This window comes from Pseudoalteromonas phenolica (genome assembly GCF_001444405.1).
Lineage (GTDB): Bacteria > Pseudomonadota > Gammaproteobacteria > Enterobacterales > Alteromonadaceae > Pseudoalteromonas > Pseudoalteromonas phenolica.
The window spans coordinates 2,473,667-2,493,699 of record NZ_CP013187.1; the positions used below are offsets into that span (position 1 = coordinate 2,473,667).

A 20,033-nucleotide genomic window follows, 5' to 3' on the forward strand; every position below is an offset into this window, starting at 1 on the left:
AAAAACATAAAAAAAGAGCGACGAAGCGCTCTTAGTCGTACTCAGTTCAGTGAATTAGAAAGCGTAAGTTACTTTTAATTTCACATTGCGCTCGTCTCCTGGCATACCGCCTAAGAACATAGCTTTGTTGTAATACACTTTGTCGAATAAATTGTAGATATTCGCTTGGACTTTCCAGTTGTCGTTGCTGTAACTCACACCGGCATCAAATATGCTGTAGCTTGGCACATATCCGTCAGGAATACCGAACGAAGTAGAGTGCGTGCTGCGGTTATCTACATACTTGTGACCTAAACTGAAGTTAATCGGCTCAGCGAGATCAAACAGTTCTTTTGAGTAAGTAACCCAACTACCTACCGTCACATAAGGCACACCTTTTTGACGTGTATCGAATGAATCGCGGTTTGGATCTTTCTTATCACGTGCATCTTGATAAACCGCGTTAAAGTTAAGCTTCCACTCATCAGTTAATACTGCGTTTAAATCAAGCTCTACACCCTTAGTTTGCTCTTTCCCATCAAAGAAGCTCTTTGGTACGCTCGCGGCCGACACCCCTTCTTCATAATCCGGGTTTGCATACTCTAAATTAGTACGGCTGCTTTCAAAAACGATGAATGAAGCGACAAGTTGATCATCAAATGCTTTAACACGTAAGCCAATATCGTTTGAGATTGACTCTGAATCTTCACGGTCATTTTCATTGCCGTAAATGGTCCCCAGTACGCTATATGCCGTACGACCTTTGGCATGGTTAACAAACATCGATACATCATCAGTAAACTTATAGCTCGCGCCTAAATTAAACGTTAAGCCGCTATCTGAGGTATCTTGCTCTGGCGTCGGCTCTGCAGCACTTGCACGATATCTTGCATCTACACCAAAGTGCTCATAACTTTGCTTAATACGGTTATACGCCACACCCACTCGCGTTGTAATGCCATTTTCAAAATAAGCAACATGCTGTGCGCCTAAGCCCCACGCATTCACTGTTTTATTGTAATCACTGGTTTTTAACGGATCGTGATCTTCAAAGCTGCCAGTTGCCCAGTTCGGATTACGGATATCAAATATGTAAGGTAATTTACCTTCGTAAATCACTTCGCCATCAGAGTTCTTAATGACTTTGTCAGCATCATAGATTGAATATTGCTTAAAGCGGATATCGCGATCTTCGTAGTTTGCGTTGACTAAAAACTCATTATCAACATTGCCTAACGTAAAGTCATAACGTAGATCTGCAAAGTACTGCCAAGATTGCTCTTCGGCTTCAACTTTACGATATTCCTGACGACGGGCAGCATAAGGATAAAGTACATCATCAACCACTAAAGGTGCACGCGGATCAGCATTGATGGTGCCACGACGGTTCCAGTATACATAGTTATACGCACCGGTTTGGCGAGCAAAGCCAGAATCATAGTTACGGAATTGCAGTTGGTGGTTTAAGGTCAAGTCATCATTGAAAGCAATATTGTGCGTCAGCTTTACACGTAACTCTTCGCCTTCATTGTCTTTTGCCATTGGCGAAATAATACCGTTATGGCCAAATGTGTAAGGCGTTAAGCCATCATTAGTTGCCAATGAGTTTGCAAGTTGTTGACGCTGGGCATCCGATAATTGCACACCATTGCCTTCAGGATCATTAATTAAATCTTGCCAGCTGGCTTCACCTGCGGTTTTGCCATTAACAGATTCAGCATTGTAAATCCGGATTGGATGACCAATTGAGTCAACCGCAATGGCATCTTTGATATATGCCGTTGAAAGCATGATGTCTTGCGCATCACTGAACTCATATTTAAAGCTGACATACGCTTCATCTCTATCATTACTTAAATCACGATAACCATCACTGCGCTCTGTTTTAACTAGCACACGGTACGCCAAATCATCAGTAATACCAGCAGTTGAGTCCATTTCTACAGAGTATGTGTTCCACTGACCAAGCTCAGTGGTTAAACTATGTTGCTCTACAAATTCTGGTTTTTTTTCAATCAGATTGATCACACCACCAGCACTGCCCATACCATATAAGCCTGTTGCAGGGCCTTTTAATACTTCAATTGACTCAACGTTGGTCAACGAGCGTGTTGGGTTAAAAGTGTTGCCTAACCCTGCACCACCATACATACCATCATAGGTATAATTGGCACCTAAGCCACGCACCACTAGGTTATCACCAATACCATAGTTGTTGCCTGCTTGCGTTACACCACTGATATTGCGCACAAGATCTTGAAGATTTGAAACGCCTTGTGCGTTGATGAGTTCACTATCAACAATCACAACCGCCGCAGGTGTTTCCATCAGTGACATATCTGACTTAGTCGCTAAACCAGAATTCATAACGACTTGGTTTTGACGACCATAAACGCTGATCACTTCAATGTCAGAGCTATCTGTAGCCGAGTTTTTATTTGTGTCTACTTTTGCTTGCGCATAAGTGAGGGGTGAAACCGCGCAGGCGGCTGCGATGAGAGATAAGCTAAATTTTTTCATGTTGCAATATGTGCTCTAGTTTCAAATCGCGCACAGGCTAAATAAAAACAATTATCATTGCAATGATCATTTAAGGAATATTTTTATTCGTTCAAAATTAAATCACCATTGTAAGTTTTAAGTTTATAGATGGGGTTTTAAGTAGGAATAAATTAACTTTTTTACACCTTTAAGGTACAACTATAAGACTTATAAATATATGAGTTATTTAAGTGGGAAAATTAAATCAAGATTCAACAACTGTCTCTCAAGTTTCACACTTACTCTTGATTTTGGGAGTTAATAACATTTGAGAATGAATATGCTGAATTCAATTTACGACTAAAAATTACATTCAATGGCTTTTTTTAGCCAAGGTCGCGCTTCGATGGACAATGATTTTGTTCCTAAAGCTTTTTTAGGTAATAACGCGACTTCTATCTCGAGCGGCTTAGCAATATACTTTTGTAATAGCCTTTGCAGTCCTGCCTCATCAATACTTTCAAATTTTTGCTTTAAGACACCTCTTTGCACTGTAGTATGCTTATACCCACTGAGTTGAACTTCGCTGAAAGCATTTACCCATGCAAAATAGGCATTTTTAGCATCACTATTGTATTTGTCGACTAATTCTTTCACTCTAGGCAATGCGCGGTTATACATGTCATGATCTTCTAAAAGAGCAAAAGTAAATAATAAATTTATACCCGAATTTAACTCCCCGCTTTCATATTGACTGATCTGGAAATTACGATATGCCACTTTAAAAAAGCCATTTGCCTTTTCAATTTGGTTAAACTCAAAAGCCATAACGCCTAAATTATTATTACTAATTGCAATGGCTTTACTGTTCTCCACCTTCTTAGCTTGCTCAAGTGTACGCTGAAAATAATCCTGAGCCTGAATATTTTTACCATAATGACGAGCAATACCACCTAAACTATTGAGTGTTTTCATCTTATCAGCGGCATTATTTGCACTTCTCAAAGCACACAATAAAGCGCTTTCAGATTGAGAGTAATAGCCACCGCGCCTTAGCCATACTCCAAGGTTATAAAGAATATTAAATCGTTTATCTTGGAAAGATTTGCTCTCTACCATACTAAAAAGAAGTGCAAATGAAGGCTCAGATGCTTGCTCTTCGTGAAGTAATAAAGATGCCAGTATTGATAAATGGTGATACTCGATAATTAACTCGTCAGTTTTTAATTTAACTGGATCAATTTTTTTGAGTAACAATGATGCTTTTCTAGGGTTCGAATTAAGAAAATAAGCAGCCTCATTTATTCGATATTCATCATTTTGAACTGCTTTTTCTGCAAAAGCAGGTGAAATAAAGGTACTCAAAAAGAGAGTTAAAACAAAGCGCGATATAGTCATAATAATATCTTGATAAGATGAACCAACACTATCTTAAATAATTTTAAGCTGACTATAGCAGATAAAGTGTAAATATATGTTAAATTTAGAGTTTAAACCTAACCCTCTTTTTTCACTCTAAATTATTACATTAAAAATAAAAGTTTAACCGAAACTTCAACAGCATAATAAGTATCAACAAATACATCACCTAGTTCAAAATCACTTTTCGTTTGTTGTAATAATTAGAAGCATTTAGCGTTCTAAATAAGCTTAACATCATAAATAATGTTGCAAATTTAACCATATGGATATATTGTCATTTATGCATTATTTATGTTTTTAGATAGAGAAGGAATAATTATGAAAAAAGCAGCAATAATTTTAGCAACTTTACTCACGTCAGCATGTGCAACTCAGCCTTGGTCAGAAGTATCAGGTAACTTAGATCAAACAGCCAAGAAAAACCTATATAGTGTTAATATTATTGGCATTAATGGCGAGTCTAGCTTAGATAATCATGCTAGAAAAACAGTTAAACCGGGTAAAGTTCAGTTGAACTTATCTACAACTAAGCCAAGTCAAACTGTGGGAAGTGCAATTGCACAATATAATAATAAAACTGTCGAGTTAACGTTTGAGCCTTGTGTTCGATATTACGTGGCCGCCGAGCATACAAGTAGCTCAAGTTTCAACAAGAAAGAATGGCAACCGCTTGTTTTAAAAAAGCAGCCAATTAAAAGCTGTCAAAAACTACTAAATAAAAAGTCTGAAGAGTTAACATCAGACACTAAGCTTTCTATCTAATGAGCCTGCCCCGTAATTATTTTACGGGGCAAAATATTTCCCTAAAAATCACCTTTTATCAACCTCAATTTCGCCGTCTTTCACTACAAAGCTCACTTGCTCCATCACTGAAATATTCTCTAACGGGTTACCTTTAACGGCGATAAAATCGGCATACTTGCCAACCTCTAACGAACCAAGCTTTTGGTCCTGTTTGAGCAAAGTTGCAGGCGTGATCGTCGCCGCTTGTAAAGCTTGCAACTCAGTCATACCAAATTTCACCATACGGCTAAACTGTTTACCGTTGTCACCATGAGGATAAACACCCGCATCTGAGCCAAATACCATTTTTACACCCGCTTTAACCGCTTTGCCAAAACTCGCACGCTGCCTAGCACCGACAACACGTTCTTTATTCAAGCTTTCTTCTAAGATACCGGCTTTCTCGCCTTCACCTAAAATATACTCTGTGTTGTAAATATCCATTGAGAAATAAGTGCCGTGTTTTTTGGCAAGCATAATAGCTTCATCATCTAAGAAGCTCACATGCTCTACCGAGTCTACGCCCGCTTTGATTGCTGATTTTATACCCTCAGTGCCATGAGCATGGGCTGCAACAGTTAAGCCGCGTAAATGTGCTTCTGAAACAATGGCGTCCATTTCTTCTTGAGTATATTGCTGCGCCCCCACTTTAGTGCCTTTAGAAAGTACACCACCAGTTGCACAATACTTAATCACATCGGCACCAAATTTAATGTTTTCACGTACTTTGGCACGCACCGCCCAAGGGCCATCAGCAACCCCTTTAGCTGTTACAGCATGTTCATGGGTCAATAAATTGTTATCACAATGCCCACCAGTCACACCCAGCGACGGGCCCGAGGCAAAAATGCGTGGTCCCGGCACATCACCATCATAAATTGCTTGTTTTAACGCAATATCTGAATAACCCACAGCACCTAAGTTACGTACTGATGTAAACCCAGCCTCTAAGGTACGTTTTGCGTTACGTACGCCTGTTATCGCAGCACGTTGAGAAGTGCGTTGTAAGCGTTTATAACCATGAACTTGAGAATCACTGGTTAAGTGAACATGCATATCGAATAACCCTGGTAACAATGTATGTCCCGGTAATTCAATGACTTTATAATCTCCCGATACTTTTGAATGACCGCGTTTAATTTCAGAGATTTTATTGTCATCAACCACAAGCGTAACAGGCTTAATTAGCTTGCCTGTTTTAACATCGAGTGCCGCATCGGCATGAATAATTAAGTCTTCGGCTAATGCTGACATACTCGCTGTAAAAGCGAATATGCTCAGCGCAATTGAGGTGAGTTTCATCAGGAGCCCTTGTTGTTTTAAGTGTTTTTTGTTTTCACACATCCTATTAATTCATAAAGTGTTTGTTAATGCGAGTTTTTGCGACTTTTATAAAACCATTAACTTATATTAAAAAAAGGTACGGAAATTTCCAATTTAGCGACATAGCCAGCTTAATTATTTAACTAAACACCCTCTTTTGAGAATAAAATCTAATTTATTATTGCAGAATTATTACTCTTTCCCCTATAATGCCCTCCCAACCGAATAGCAGCACATCGCTGTCCTTCTTATTTCTAAAACTATCTGTCATGGAAGCAATCGCCCTTTTAAGGTGATGGCGTTTTTGTGCGCGCGTGTTTTGTATTTAGAAGACAAATGTCTGTTATTCAATTAGGTTGGCGAGTCACCTCGCAAGAAACCAACACACACACGAGATTTAAAACACAGTTTCTTGAGGAATAAATATGAGCACCCCTGTACGCAATTTATCTCCTATCGCTGCGGCGATGGCATTTGCACTGACCAGCTTCTCTTCAACTTCAGTAATGGCTGACGAAGCTAAAGCTGAAGACAAAAAAATCGAAGCAATCACAGTAACAGCAACTAAACGTTCGCAAGTTATTTATGAAGTGCCAATTGCGATGAGTGCATTCTCAGGTGATGACCTTGATTCACAAGGTATTTCTGACATCACTGATGTAGGCAAGTTTGTTCCTAACTTAAATATCACAGGCTTCTCAGCAGGCCACAACTCATCTGCGAACCCGTTCATCCGTGGTATTGGTCTGCAAGACCACCTTATCACTACAGATCCAGGCGTAAGTGTTTACGTTGACGGCGTTTACTTAGGTCGCCAAGTAGGTCAAAACTGGAACCTAGCAAACATCGAACGTATCGAAGTATTACGTGGTCCTCAGGGCACACTTTACGGTCGTAACTCAATCGGTGGTGCAATCAACATCATCACTAAACAGCCAGATCAAGCTGCAGTCACAAAAGTAAGTGCTGAAGTGGGTACTCGTGGTCGCTTAAAAGGCAGCATCTTCACCAACCAAGCAGTGACCGAAGATTTAGCGTTTAACTTTAACATGGGCTTTAACCGTCGCGGTGGTTTAGGTGAGTTCATCAACTTACCAAATGCAGAATACGATGTGGGCGAAAACCAAGAATTCCACGGTCGTCTTTCTGTAAAATACAATGCAAGCGAAGACTTACGTTTTGTGTTCACAGCTGATGCAAACGATGGTGAAGGTGGTACACGCCCATTCACAACTTTAATTGACGAACTACCTCACGGTCGTTTAGCGCAAAGCGGTTTAACAAACGCTGACGTTGCATCTGACCCATATGACAATGCAACCAGCACAATCGAAACTGCTACCGTTTCAAACAAAGCAAACGGCATTTCTTTAACGGCTGAATACGACATCAACGCTGACCTAGGTACTAAGTTCATCTTCTCTAAGCGTTCATCAGAATACAAAGCAGGTCTTGATGATGATGGCACAGCGGTAAAACTAGACCACTACCCAGAGCGAGGTACAGCTGATCAAACCTCTGTTGAACTACAATTAACAGGTTATTTAGGCTCTGTTGACTTCGTAACGGGTGTTTACTGGTTTAACGAAGAAGGTAGCAACCGTCAAAGCGACACTGAAGCACAGTTTAATGGCGGCCCAACAAAACTTGAGCTTGACCAAGAAACGACAAGCCGCGCTGTATTCGTAAACGTGGGCTACGATGCAACTGACGACTTACGTCTATCTGGCGGTGTGCGTTATACAGAAGATGAAAAGTCAGCTTCTACAAACGTATTTGACCCAGTAGGTACAATTCACTCAAGCCGTGAATGGGACGAAGTGTCTTATGAAGTCGCTGCAAACTACACGTTTGAAAACGGTCTAAACTGGTACGGTACAGTACAAACTGGTTACCAATCAGGCCAGTACCCTGCGCGTCCTTACTTCTTAATCGGTCAATTCTTCGGTGCAGGTGGTTTTGATAATCCAGAAGCCGCTGCAATTGTACGTGCAAACAACGCATTTATGGCGAGTGATAACATCAGTGCAATCAACTACGAAACAGGTTTCAAAGGCCAGTTAACAGATGATTTCAGCATGAGTGTGGCATTCTTCAACACCGAGTATGACGACCTACCTTACCAAGTAAACACGTCAACAGAGACAGGTTTTGATACTAATAACCTGATCGTTGAGCAAACCTCTCGTGGTGTTGAATTTGAAAGCACGTATTACGTAACTGATAACTTCACACTTCACTCAAGCTTCGGCTTTATGGACGTGGACGTTGAAGAGCAAAATGGCATTAAACCAGTTGCACCACTTACACCTGAGTGGACTGCATCACTTAGCCCTTCTTACACGTTTGAACTTGAAAACAACGCGACAGTAACAAGCCGCTTTGACGTATCTTTCCGTGACAGCATGTACGGTGAGCCTAGCTCAGATCCACTTCGCATGACGCAAGTTGATAGCCGCACAACAGTGAACTTCGATATCTCTTACGCGCCTGCAAACGCAAACTGGGATGTATCACTATACGGTCGTAATATCTTTGATGAGCGTTATGATGATGCACGCTTAAATACTGGTGATTACCTGCTTGTGATCAAGAGCAATGATGCAAGTGAATTTGGTGTACGCTATCGCGCAACATTCTAATTCGCAATTAAGCTAATACTAAAACGGGGCCATGTGCCCCGTTTGTTTTTATAATTTAATGTCACCCGATATAAAGTCGGCGCTACCGATAATTAAGGTTGTACTCTGCACCTAATCAGCTTAGCAACAGGTCTTTCGAGCAGCTGATAACTGAGTGTCGCCGCCAGAACAGATAAGCCAATAAATACCCACAACTGCATTAATATTGAAATCTCTAACTTAACCACTTGCGTCAATATTGGCATATGTAGCAAGTATAAAGAGAACGAAATTTTGCCAAGAAAGTCGCCTAGTTTGTTTTCTAAAATCACATTTTTATCGGGTACTAAATACACCAACGCAAAGAAAATAGCCGACATCATCAGTAACACTTCATAACTGAGCCACATACGATACACACTATTAAATCGTACAGGGCTTAGATCAGGGTAAAGTAATACAATGCCTCCGAGCATTAAAACAAAGCCATGGCTTTTTAAATAATCAGGAATGTGAGCTTTATCGTAATGTAAGCCAAATAGCACTCCCACTAAAAAGTACGGCAGACTTCTAAAAATATGCAGGTCATAAGCAAGCTCAAATAATTGCCCTATTGGCCTTGGAAAGTTAGATAAAAACAGTCCGAGTAAACAAATAAATACGAGTAAATGTACGTAGCCAAAACGCCATTGTGCAATGCCCCAGAGCAATACAAAAAGCAGGTAAAAATGGATTTCGGGAGCAATAGTCCAAAGTACACTGTCGCCTTTTAAAAACAACAAATGTGAGACCATGGCACTGCCATCAGGGATATTATATAAGCTTTGAAACCCAAGCTGTAGCGTGCCAAATGACACCAGCACCACTAACAAATACAAAGGTAAAACCCGGGCAATACGCGCCATTAAATAAGTTTTAACCTTGACCGTATTAAATGGCTTGTCGGCATACAAGTACGCCATTAAAAACCCACTTAACATAAAAAACAGCATGACGCCGTACTGCCCTGCTCGCCCTCCTAAAATGCCACCCAACCAATCGGTCTTATCACTAAAGTGAGTAATTAGTACAATGATGGCCGCAAGCGCGCGTATAGTGTTAAGTCTTCTGATCTGCAAACTAATATTATTATTTTTATAAAGTTTCAGCTAAAAACCCTAACGAAATTAACAGCCTTTGTCATTTTATTATTAGGGCTCAGACGCTTCTTCTTTTTGAAAAGTGACATAAGCTTTTGTGACTGGAATGGCGATTTGCGAAAACAGTGCACTGCCCCATAACAAATTACCAATTAAAGCAGGCACAAATGGCACAACAACCAAAGTGATCATCGCTAAAAAAACGCCTAGGAATCGAATTTTGGCTGTCGCAAATCGATGTGCGACTCGATACTCGATATTCTTTTGTATCCAAAGTAAGCTGAGCAAATAAACAGCCAGACCGATACACCCGATCGTTGCATATTTAAGTGGGTAAGGCTCCCAAAACCCGACTTTAACTTCTCCTGATAAGGCTACACCTATCATTACGGCAGCCAACATAACCAATAAGTGGGCCAGCCACCAGCTTACAAGCGTCCATTTTTTTGTATTTTTAGGCTTACCATTGCCTACAAAATCAAAATATATCCAACATAAAACAAATACAGAGATCCCACCAAAAATGAAGTTAACTAAAACATCAGGGCTTACTTTATAAATGCCTTTCTCAGATAAGGTGATCACCAACTTAAAAAAGCCTTCTCCAAGCACAATTAACACAAGTAACGCGAATCGCTCTGACATATGACCAAGGCGGGGTAAAAACCGACTGCATTCTAAAACACCTATTTTTGGTAGCATGTACAAAAGCTGAATGCTGATGATGCCAAGAGCAAATAAAAGGTAGTTATAAGGGGCTGGAATCAACGCACTAACTGCAAAAATAACCGTCAAAGCCGCAAAATTTTTACTGACTTTATTTGCCAATACAGTTTCTTCAATCCCCAACCTATCGGTTCGATAATATAAATAGGCAGTTATAAAGCGGTTCGCTGAGTAGGCAAGAGCAAAGTACATCCACCCCTTATCATGAATATGGGGAATCGAAGCCGCCATAACCATAGCAGTGACAATTTGGCTGCTCATAATAAAACGGTGTTTGATGTCGGTACTGACATAGAGGGAATTGAAGACACTGGAATCTGCCCAAGCAAACCAGATTGCAATAAATACCCCAGTAAAAATTGCAAAACCAATGGGGTTTAAATGGTCACTCAAGTAATTACCGAGCAAGAATATAATGACCACATGGATTAAGTCATAAAATAATTCAATCCAATGAACATGATCATGTTGATGGTCACTGTCCATATGATGCTGTGGCGCTTTCCACATTGGGTGTTTGTCTAAAGCCATTTTTTATACCTGTTATTGCTTTAGACTAATTTTAGATTGACTGTTTAATTTAACAACTAGTCTCTTTTTAGTAACCTAATCTTCTTTCAAGGTTATATCTACCAACAAAATCGGCAGCCCTATTCGTAAATGCCCGCAAAGGTTGGGTCAAGCTCAAAACACGCCATAAAGGCATCAACCACATAAGGGTCATATTCTTTCCCTCGCCCTTGCTTAAGTACCTCAATAGCCGCTTGCGCCCCTCGGGCCTTGCGGTAAGGTCTATCGTTTGCCATTGCATCAAAGGTATCAGCCACGGCAATAATTTTTGCTTCTAAGCAGATCTGATTTTCAATTAGGCCTTGAGGGTAACCGCTGCCATCAAGTCGTTCATGATGCTGACCTATCATTTCTTGAATTGGCCAAGGAAAGTGGCACTCTTTAAATATTTCTAAGCCATTGGCTGGATGGGTCCTTAACAACGCAAGTTCCTCGGGCATTAATTTTGAAGGCTTGGTTAAGATCATTGTGGGAATATTTGATTTGCCGATATCATGAATTAGCGCGCCAATATACAAACCCATTTTTTGTTTCTCAGGCAAATCGAGTTTTGCTGCGACTTCTGAACAAATATATGCCACATGCTTTTGATGATCTGCGGTATATGGGTCTCGCATTTCTAGGCTATGTGAAATTGCTTTAAGCATTTCGAGTAAAACTTGATGAGAGCTATATTTAGCAAACTCTTCTTCAAGCAGCTTTTCTCGTTTAACAATATCCCCCACTTTTTTGCAAACAATGCTCCATAGGGCATCAACCTGCTTTTCAATCTGAGCAACCTGTTGTTTTGTAAAGTCTGTACTTTTATTTCCAACACCAAGTACTGCTACGATTTTGTTTTCTAAGCGAATAGGAAAAGCAACATGGTTCTCTAGAGGAAAATGACCCTCAGGTAAGTGATTCTTCGTTTTTAGAGATGGATACGCGTTATGGATAACCGCTTGGTTTTGTCGGATTGCATCTCCCCATATGCCAGCCTCAGATAAAGGGTAATGGGATTCATTCACTGCTGAGCAATAAGTCAGAACACTCTTAGACCAGATATTCAGTTGCAGCGTTTGGGTGTCATCATCGTATAAATGAAAATAGCCAATTGTACTTTCACTTATTTCAACCACTAGCTCTAAAAAGTCTTGATACACGCCTCGAACAGTAAAGTATTCTCTGGTTGCTAATGTATGCCTTAAGTTCACTTCCATATAACCTCAATATTACTTACTTAAAGCATACGTTATATAAGCATTATTCTCCAAGATTTGGGCAAACATCTCCTTTGCAAGTTACACCAGCATCTAACTTTATATTCTCCGTTTTAAGTTGTGTATTATTACTCAAATCAATTTCGGTTAAGTTATTATCCTCAAGGTATAGCTTTTCTAGAGCAACATTGTTCGATAGGTCGATTTCTGACAACTGGTTATCTGTCAATAAAAGTTCCATGAGCAGACTTTGTGAGGACAAATCAATGGAATCGATGGCATTATTCTCTGAGTTTAAAACCTTTAATGCTGTCAACTCGGTGAGATTAAGTTGAGTTAAATCGTTGCTCTTCAGATTTAAACTTTCAAGGTCAATATTATTGCTTAAATCTACAGTGTTAAGGTTATTGAAATTTAAGTTCAGCTCTTTAAGTTTTTCATGCTTTGAAAGGTCAATCTCAGTGAGTTCCATACTATAGAGTTTTAATGACTCCAATTCAGCATTCGCACTTAAATCTAAGTTAGATAAGTTCTTGTTACCACCCAAACTCAAGGCCATTAGTTTGATGTTGTTAGCCAAATTAAGCTCTTTTAAATCATTAGGCGTGCTACTGCTGCTTGATGAATACAAACTAAGCTCTGTTAACAATGTATTCTTTGAAACATCAATACTGGTTAAATTAGTCTCATAAAGGTTTAACTCTTCAAGTAAAACATGCTTTGAAACATCCATATTGCCTAAGTCATTCCCACCTAAATTGAGTACTTTTAGAACAAGGTTGTTAGAAATATCAATGTCACTTAGGCCTGTTTCATACAAACTCAGTTCTTCTAGATCAGTATGCTTAGAGACATCAATTGAACCTAGTGTATTTCCTCCCAAATTCAGCGTTTTTAAAGCAAGATTATTCGCAATATCAACTTGAGAAAAGTTATTTCTATACAATTTAAGAGACACTAATTTCGCATGCTGACTGATATCAATATCACTCAGTTGATTGCTGCCCACACTTAGCTCAGTTAGATTTAAATTATTAGCAATATCAAGTTCTTTTAGTTGATTTTCGTACAAACTTAGATACGTTAATTGCGTATTTTTAGAGACATCAAGCGCCGTCAGTTGATTCCCAAACAACCTTAAATCCGTTAACGCCAGATTCTTTGATACATCTATTGTTGAGGTCGAGTTTCTTCCTAGGCTTAAAACTGACAATGCAGGGTTTGCCTTCGTATCAATTGTTTGAAGCTGATTGTTTGATGCTCTTAATGCTTCAAGTGCAAGGTTGCTTGAGATATCTAAAACAGAGAGATTATTATTGTCGACTCGTAAATCTTGCAGCAGAGGCGCCTTACTCACATCTAGTTTCGTAAGTTGGTTTTCTTCCACTCTTAGCTCAAGGAGCTGCGGGTTCTTTGAGATATCTAGCTCTGTGAGCTGATTCGTCGTTAGTACCACCTTTTTCAATGCGGAGTTATTGGTCACATCAATACTGTTCAGTGATGTATTAATTACCGTCAGCTCACTCATGACTAAATTAGCGCTAATATCGATTTGTGAAAGTGGGCTATTTTCAATGTGAAGGGCTGTGAGCTGCGTGTTTGCTTGTAAATCTAAGTTTGTAATTAGTGTATTGACGAGTGAAATACTTGTTAGGGTTGGATTTTTTGAAACATCAAGTTGCTGAGCTTGGCTATTTACAAGCCTCAAAGTTGTCAGATTTGGCAGTGATGGTAATACATCTAACGAAGTCACCTCACTATCACAAGTAAGCTCAGCAATATCGGTTGCATACTTATAGCCTGAGGCTTGTGTACATGCCAATAAAGCCGGATCTTGTATTATCTCTGCAAGCACCAGTTTTGGCTTGAACACCACTTTAACCTCACAGTTTTCAGTCACTGGCGCAGTAACATATACATTATTATCTCTTAATTCACCGCCACAACCACTTACCGACTCAACTAGCTGATCGTCATTAGGAGAAACTTGAAAGCTTTGAATTCTATTTTGAATGACTTCGGCAAAGCTGGGGGAGATAGTTCCCCCCTCTGCTACGTTCGTCGAAACCAGAAAAGGTTTTAGTTTAAAACTGACTTTTACGACACAGTTTTCATTAATTGCACCAGTTGTATATGTAGTTCCTGATAAGCTTCCGTCGCAGCCAGAAACAGCATCAATCACTAATCCATCATCGGGGGTAATTTCAAAGGTTACTGTCTCACCCGCTTTCACTTGAGCTGAATTTTTATCTATGCTGCCATTACTATTAATATCAACAGAGACAGAATAAGTCTGAATTGAGCCAGTCGAAGTATCACCTTCTGAGCCTGAGCCACCTCCACACCCAGACAAAGAGAATATTGCTAATAAAAATATGCTCAGATAAGACCGCTTCATAACTATTATCGTCTATGTAGATTTAAGAGCCGTTATTGTAACGTGAACATCATGAAAAAGCTTCCAGCAACAAGCGCCCTGAAGATCTCAGGGCACTATATTTCTTAAAGGTGTTGATTAAACCATTTTGTCGCTTCGTTAATTGATTCATTAACCTCTTCAACTTGATCATAGAAGCTAAATTGGTGATAAGGTGATTCCAATTCAGTGTCTATCCAATGTAGCTTCTTGTCACTTGCAGCAATATTTTCAAAATATTGCTTTGTATAGTGAGGTAATACTGCCCCATCGGAATGCACCATTAAGGTTGGTGTTGTCAGCCCTTTTGCACTCGGCATAGGATCAAGTGTTAGCCAATCTTCCCATGTCATGACCGCAAATTTATCATCGCTCCACTGAGGTACCGCCCCTCTTTCAGGATTCAAATAATAGTCGTAAGGGCCATACATAGCAGCAGATTCGTCTGTAGTCGAAATACTTGGTATGTACTCAATTTCTCCCGTTAGTTGGTATTTTTTCTTTGCTTGCTGGGCTTGCGTTACTTTTGCTTTCACGCCTGCTTCACCGCCATAAAACATTTTTACTGCCTCTGCATCATGCAACCATGACGCAGCTGTTACCACGGATTTTATTCGGGTATCTTCAGACGCAGCCATTAAGGTGTACATTGCTCCTGCACAGATCCCAACTGCACCTACTTTATCTTTGTCTACCATAGACAAAGTTTGAACAAAGCTTACTGCATGCTTAATATCAATCACCTTTTGCTTTGGATTCTCGTAAAAGCGCGTCTCTCCCTCACTTTCTCCAAAGTTTCTAAAATCGAAAGCCAATGCAACAAAGCCTTGTTGAGATAACTTTTCAGCATATAAGCCCGCCATTTGCTCTTTAACCGTTGTCCAACTGCCTGATACAATAATCGCCGGATATGATTTATTAGCATCGAAATCTTTGGGTAAATACAGGTCGCCCACCACTTTTTCGCCTTCACTTAAAAACGATACTTTTTGCACTAATGACTTTGCATCATTACCTGAATTGCCAACTTGCTGCATTTGACTTACCTCTTGAAGAAAATTTAAGTTACCTTTTTGACCATGTGTGAGTAAGGTCATATCTGTTATCAGCCACTGTTCATCGACTTTTTGTAATTTATGAAAATAGCGACCATAAATATCCCAGTAAGGAATATTCTGAGCCGTGTGGCTGGCATAAACATGTGAATACATTTGTGCGTTATTGCCATCAATTTGAATATCAAAATTGCTCAAAAGGTGATGTGTCTCGACTTGAGCTAATAAGCTTTGCCAACCGCCCACCAAGTCTGTAGCTGCGACTTCACTGCCTGCTTGCCCTGTCATACTTGAATAATCCACAAATACCTTATCAGCAAAGTGACTTTGTGCAATTGACCACTGCTTGCTGTCAATTGCATTGACCATTTCAACAACCACTTGCTTCACCTGCTGCTGAGTTTCTAATTGCTCAAGACGATGTATTTGTGACTGAGATAATGTATTTGCTTGGGTTTCATGAAATGAAAACAAGCTCAGTAGACATACTGAAATAGCACTGAGTTTATTAATGGGGGTTGTCATATGCTCACTCCTAATTAAACCTAAATAGCAAACTCAAACGAGTTTGCTTTGAACTGGGTTTAGATTATCAACAGAGTGAAATCAGAGATTGCACAATACTGCTCGACGTTTAGAACAATATTGCTCGGCGTTTATTTGTTTACTTCTTTAATAAATTGGCCGGGAGTATTACCGAAATGAGATTTAAATACGCGCGTAAAATGTGACTGGTCATTAAAACCTAGCAAACCGCTTATTTCAGCAATATTTGGGTTATTATTTATCAGCAATTTTTTCGCAAGACTCATACGATAATTTAATAAGTACTGGTATGGGGTGACATTCATGAGCTTCTTAAACTCTCTAAGAAAATAGAACTTACTACAATTAAGTAAATCAGCTAAGTCATCAACATGTATGGTTTCGCTCACATGGTTTTCAATGTATCTATCTATTTTTTCTATATGATGCTGAGTTAACTTAGATTGATTAACCCGCTCTTCTTGTAAGTCTTTAAAGTTCGAGTAATTCGTAATGTAATGATTCGCTAATAGAGCAATCAGATTATGAAGGAAAACCCGCCCATTTCTGCCTTTATTTTTTGCCTCTAAAACAAAGAGTTCCATGATCCCTTTAATTGTTTCATCTTCTACATTGTAATTGTTTAAGAACTGTAACTGCTTACCTTTTAAATCAAGCGGGCAATGCTGCAAAAAGGTCTGCTCATCAATCGCTAAAATCAAAAAGAAACAAGGTTCTGAAATATTATGGGTGAAGGGCGTTTTTGGTGGGTTAATCCATATATTGCCCGGTGTTGTTTTTAGCGCTGTCACACCTACATCTGTCGACACCTGCCAACTCAAATCTTTTTCTAGCGCCAAAGCAAAATAAAAATAAGGGGTATAAACATTACTCGGGTAAAAATGTGGCGACGAACCTTTTTCGAGCACCACTTCAGCACAGTTCAAAGCAGCGCCGGAAAACTCAATATCTAGCACGTCACCACAGTCAGACAAATGATGATTTTCATAATCATAGAACTTCAGCTCAGAACGCATTGCTATTTACTCCAAGGCTACTAATTCAATCAGCATAACTTAAATTCACCCACTTTGGCTTCAACTCGCAGCATTGAGGCAATCACTTCGCTACTATTATTTTGCAGGTGCAAGCTCCCCTGTGCTGTGTCATCAGCAATATTCACAATACTGCTTAAGAACTGATTAACATGATTAATGGCTTTATCTTGTTGCTTAGTATGTTCGCTCACGACATCACTGGTAGACTTAATATCCCCAGCTCGGTTTAATATTTGTTCAAGTGCAACAGCCAACTGCTGGTTTTTGTCAGCACATACCCTTGCTTCTTCTCTACCTTGCTCCATCATGTCTTTTGCCATGGCAGCTTGCTGCTGGATTTTAGAGACAGTCTTTTGAATATTCAGTGTAGACTCTTGCGTTTTCATTGCTAAGTTACGAACTTCATCAGCAACCACTGAGAACCCTCGCCCCGCCTCGCCTGCTCGTGCGGCTTCAATGGCTGCATTGAGAGCTAATAAATTGGTTTGCTCTGCAATCGTCTCTATGACTTCTAATACACTCCCTATCTCACTACTTGAATGGCTTAACTCAAAAATGACATCACTGGCTTGCTCTACTTTATTTGCTAGTCCTAACATATCTTGATGGGTTTGATTGATTAAGCAGACGCCTTGTTCGGTATCTTGATAGATATTGCCTGCTTGCTGCTGTGCTTGTTGGCTGGAATCGCTGACTGATGATACAGACAAAATAACCTGCTCCATGGCAGTGCTTATGCTTTCTATTTTATTTTTTTGCTCAGAGGTACCTTCTTGAGTTTGTTGAGAAATAGCTGAAAACTCATGTACTTTTTGTTGAGTTTGAGAGACCGACTCGCTGATAGCTAAAACTGATTGATGTACTTTTTCTATGAAAAGGTTAAATTCCGATGACAATTGACCGACTTCATCTTGCCTCTGGATCGTTAAACGACGAGTGAGGTCGCCATCACCACGCGCTAATTCAACTACGGCATCTTTCAAATTGAGTAAAGGCTTAAGCAAACCCGACGTTAAAAAGAACACAGAAACTATCGCCACTAACGCGATCACCGACAATAATATAAACACACTCAACATCTGCGCATCTATATCACTTGTCACTTGCTCTGCAAGCTGCTGCGCAGAAGCTTGCGTCTCGTTTGCAAGCTTAGTTAAGCGAGTTTGGATATCTGTTTCAAGAGAGTTTAACACCCTTAAATCTAGGAGTGCGCTCTGCGCACCACCTGAAAGATGATGCTTTGTTTGCGCAAACCATTGCTCTGATAAAGTTAAAATTTCAGAACTTAGTTCCATCGCGCTTTCTGTTAAGCTGCTCGCTTTGGCCTGACTTAGATGCGATTCAAACTCAGATTGAAAATGGGCAAACTCAGCTGCAACTTGCTCACTATTTCTAGGTGTTTTAAAAGCCAGTACATCAGCAGAAAAATTGCTTGCCTGTCTAAAAATATTGGCAGCTGCGCTTGAGCTATTAACGGCATTTAAAGGCTGATTAAACGCAAATATGGTTTGCTCACCTTGCTTGTGTAATGCATACGTTAAATACAAACATAATGCAGAAAATACCACGAGCAAGGTTATAAAGCTGGCTAGAAGTTTATGTCGTATTGTCATCTTGCTCTCCTAAAGCGGTAAAATGGGTAGGCTAACCGCTGCATCTCGACCGGTTAAGGTCATCAGAAATGCCTCGAGATCATCGAGTTCAGAAAGCGTCAGCGGGACTGGCTTCATTAGCTCAGAGAGGCTATCACGACGGATCCCCCCAGATATGTAGTGCACTAAAACACTTCTCAAATCTTTGAATTGACCTTGATGCATATAGGGTGCGCGCTGACTGATATTCCTAAGACTTGGCGTTTTAAATGCAAATGCATCTTTCGCTAAACCTGTCAGCTTGCCTTTGCCTTTATCGGCAGTCTGTAAGCCAATATCGTGAAACTTATTGTCGGTAAAATTCCAACCACTATGGCAGCTTGCACATTCAGCTTTACCATTAAACAATGCAAAACCACGCTTTGCCGATTCTGATATGGCACTCTCATTCCCTTCGACCCAAAGATCAAACGGTGCTTGCCCTGAAACTATGGTTCGCTCAAAAGTCGCAATCGCTTTACGAATATTTTTACTATTAATCCCCTCTTGAGGAAACACTCTCTGAAACCACGCTTGATAACTTTGTACCTCAGATAAGCGGCGCACCGCTTCGTCTATAGGTAAGTTCATTTCTACCGCGCTCTCAATCGGCCCCAAAGCTTGTTCTTCAAGCGTGCGTGCTCGACCATCCCAAAAAAAAGAAGACCCCCAAGCCATATTAATAATGGTCGGTGAGTGTCTATCTAAATGAGAGTTTTGCGCACCAATAGAGGTCGCCGTCGCATCCTCCCAGCCAAAACTTGGGTTATGACAAGTGGCACACGTCATATTGTGATTTTTGCTCAGCCTTGGATCAAAGAATAGCATTTTTCCTAAAGCCGCTTTTTCAACCGAATATGGGTTATCAGCAGGAAATGGAATAGAAGATGGCCTTTTATATTCTGCTTTTAAAGAACTTGCATTCGCCAATAACCCCACGCTTAATAGCATCAAAAAACTTATCCCTTTCAATGCTGTATATTTGATATTACCCATATTTCTTGTCCATTATGAATTGCATAGGGTAAAAGACAGGACAAAACGAGAATAAATTTCATCAAAACAAAATAAGTTCACATGTTCTTAACAAAAATGCCTATCTCAA

The 20,033-nt window shown here is 39.9% G+C and carries 13 protein-coding genes; 2 read left to right on the forward strand and 11 right to left on the reverse strand.

The features are described 5' to 3' along the window. Positions 1–54 precede the first annotated feature (54 nt). Entirely contained in the window at positions 55–2,499 is a 2,445-nt protein-coding gene (locus PP2015_RS10810) for a TonB-dependent receptor (RefSeq protein ID WP_058030332.1), read from the reverse strand. A 321-nt stretch (positions 2,500–2,820) separates the two neighbouring features. Then, a complete protein-coding gene (locus PP2015_RS10815; protein WP_058030334.1) occupies positions 2,821–3,858 on the reverse strand; it encodes a tetratricopeptide repeat protein in 1,038 nt (345 codons plus the stop codon). A gap of 342 nt (positions 3,859–4,200) precedes the next feature. Between PP2015_RS10815 and PP2015_RS10820 the strand changes: the two genes are divergently transcribed. Next, entirely contained in the window at positions 4,201–4,644 is a 444-nt protein-coding gene (locus PP2015_RS10820; protein WP_058030335.1) for a hypothetical protein, read from the forward strand. A 48-nt stretch (positions 4,645–4,692) separates the two neighbouring features. On the opposite strand, the gene PP2015_RS10825 is transcribed toward PP2015_RS10820, so the two are convergent. Continuing rightward, on the reverse strand, positions 4,693–5,919 hold the full coding sequence (locus PP2015_RS10825; RefSeq protein WP_227009246.1) for a Xaa-Pro dipeptidase: 1,227 nt from the start codon (positions 5,917–5,919) through the stop codon (positions 4,693–4,695). A 494-nt stretch (positions 5,920–6,413) separates the two neighbouring features. On the opposite strand from PP2015_RS10825, the gene PP2015_RS10830 reads away from it, so the two are divergent. Beyond that, on the forward strand, positions 6,414–8,630 hold the full coding sequence (locus PP2015_RS10830; RefSeq protein WP_058030337.1) for a TonB-dependent receptor: 2,217 nt from the start codon (positions 6,414–6,416) through the stop codon (positions 8,628–8,630). Between the two features lie 92 nt (positions 8,631–8,722). Here PP2015_RS10830 and PP2015_RS10835 read toward each other — a convergent pair whose 3' ends face one another. The 8 genes from PP2015_RS10835 to PP2015_RS10870 all read right to left on the reverse strand — a co-directional run bounded on the left by PP2015_RS10835 (position 8,723) and on the right by PP2015_RS10870 (position 19,924). Continuing rightward, entirely contained in the window at positions 8,723–9,727 is a 1,005-nt protein-coding gene (locus PP2015_RS10835) for an acyltransferase family protein (RefSeq protein ID WP_058030338.1), read from the reverse strand. Positions 9,728–9,799: 72 nt separating this feature from the next. Beyond that, positions 9,800–11,005, reverse strand: coding sequence for a low temperature requirement protein A (locus PP2015_RS10840; protein ID WP_058030340.1), 1,206 nt, complete (start codon positions 11,003–11,005; stop codon positions 9,800–9,802). 119 nt (positions 11,006–11,124) lie between these two features. Next, positions 11,125–12,243 (reverse strand): HD domain-containing phosphohydrolase, encoded by a 1,119-nt coding sequence (locus PP2015_RS10845; RefSeq protein WP_058030342.1) that lies wholly within the window; start codon positions 12,241–12,243, stop codon positions 11,125–11,127. A gap of 43 nt (positions 12,244–12,286) precedes the next feature. Continuing rightward, positions 12,287–14,641, reverse strand: coding sequence for an InlB B-repeat-containing protein (locus PP2015_RS10850; RefSeq protein WP_157599084.1), 2,355 nt, complete (start codon positions 14,639–14,641; stop codon positions 12,287–12,289). A gap of 104 nt (positions 14,642–14,745) precedes the next feature. Further along, positions 14,746–16,239 carry an alpha/beta fold hydrolase gene (locus PP2015_RS21640; RefSeq protein ID WP_083496570.1) on the reverse strand — a complete coding sequence of 498 codons (1,494 nt, stop codon included), beginning with the start codon at positions 16,237–16,239 and terminating at the stop codon, positions 14,746–14,748. 131 nt (positions 16,240–16,370) lie between these two features. Continuing rightward, positions 16,371–17,276: a helix-turn-helix transcriptional regulator gene (locus tag PP2015_RS10860; RefSeq protein WP_058030346.1), complete on the reverse strand. Its 906-nt coding sequence runs from the start codon at positions 17,274–17,276 to the stop codon at positions 16,371–16,373. Between the two features lie 29 nt (positions 17,277–17,305). Continuing rightward, on the reverse strand, positions 17,306–18,910 hold the full coding sequence (locus PP2015_RS10865) for a methyl-accepting chemotaxis protein (RefSeq protein ID WP_058030347.1): 1,605 nt from the start codon (positions 18,908–18,910) through the stop codon (positions 17,306–17,308). Between the two features lie 9 nt (positions 18,911–18,919). Beyond that, complete coding sequence (locus PP2015_RS10870; protein WP_171041592.1) at positions 18,920–19,924, reverse strand: cytochrome-c peroxidase; 1,005 nt, start codon at positions 19,922–19,924, stop codon at positions 18,920–18,922. Positions 19,925–20,033 lie beyond the last annotated feature (109 nt).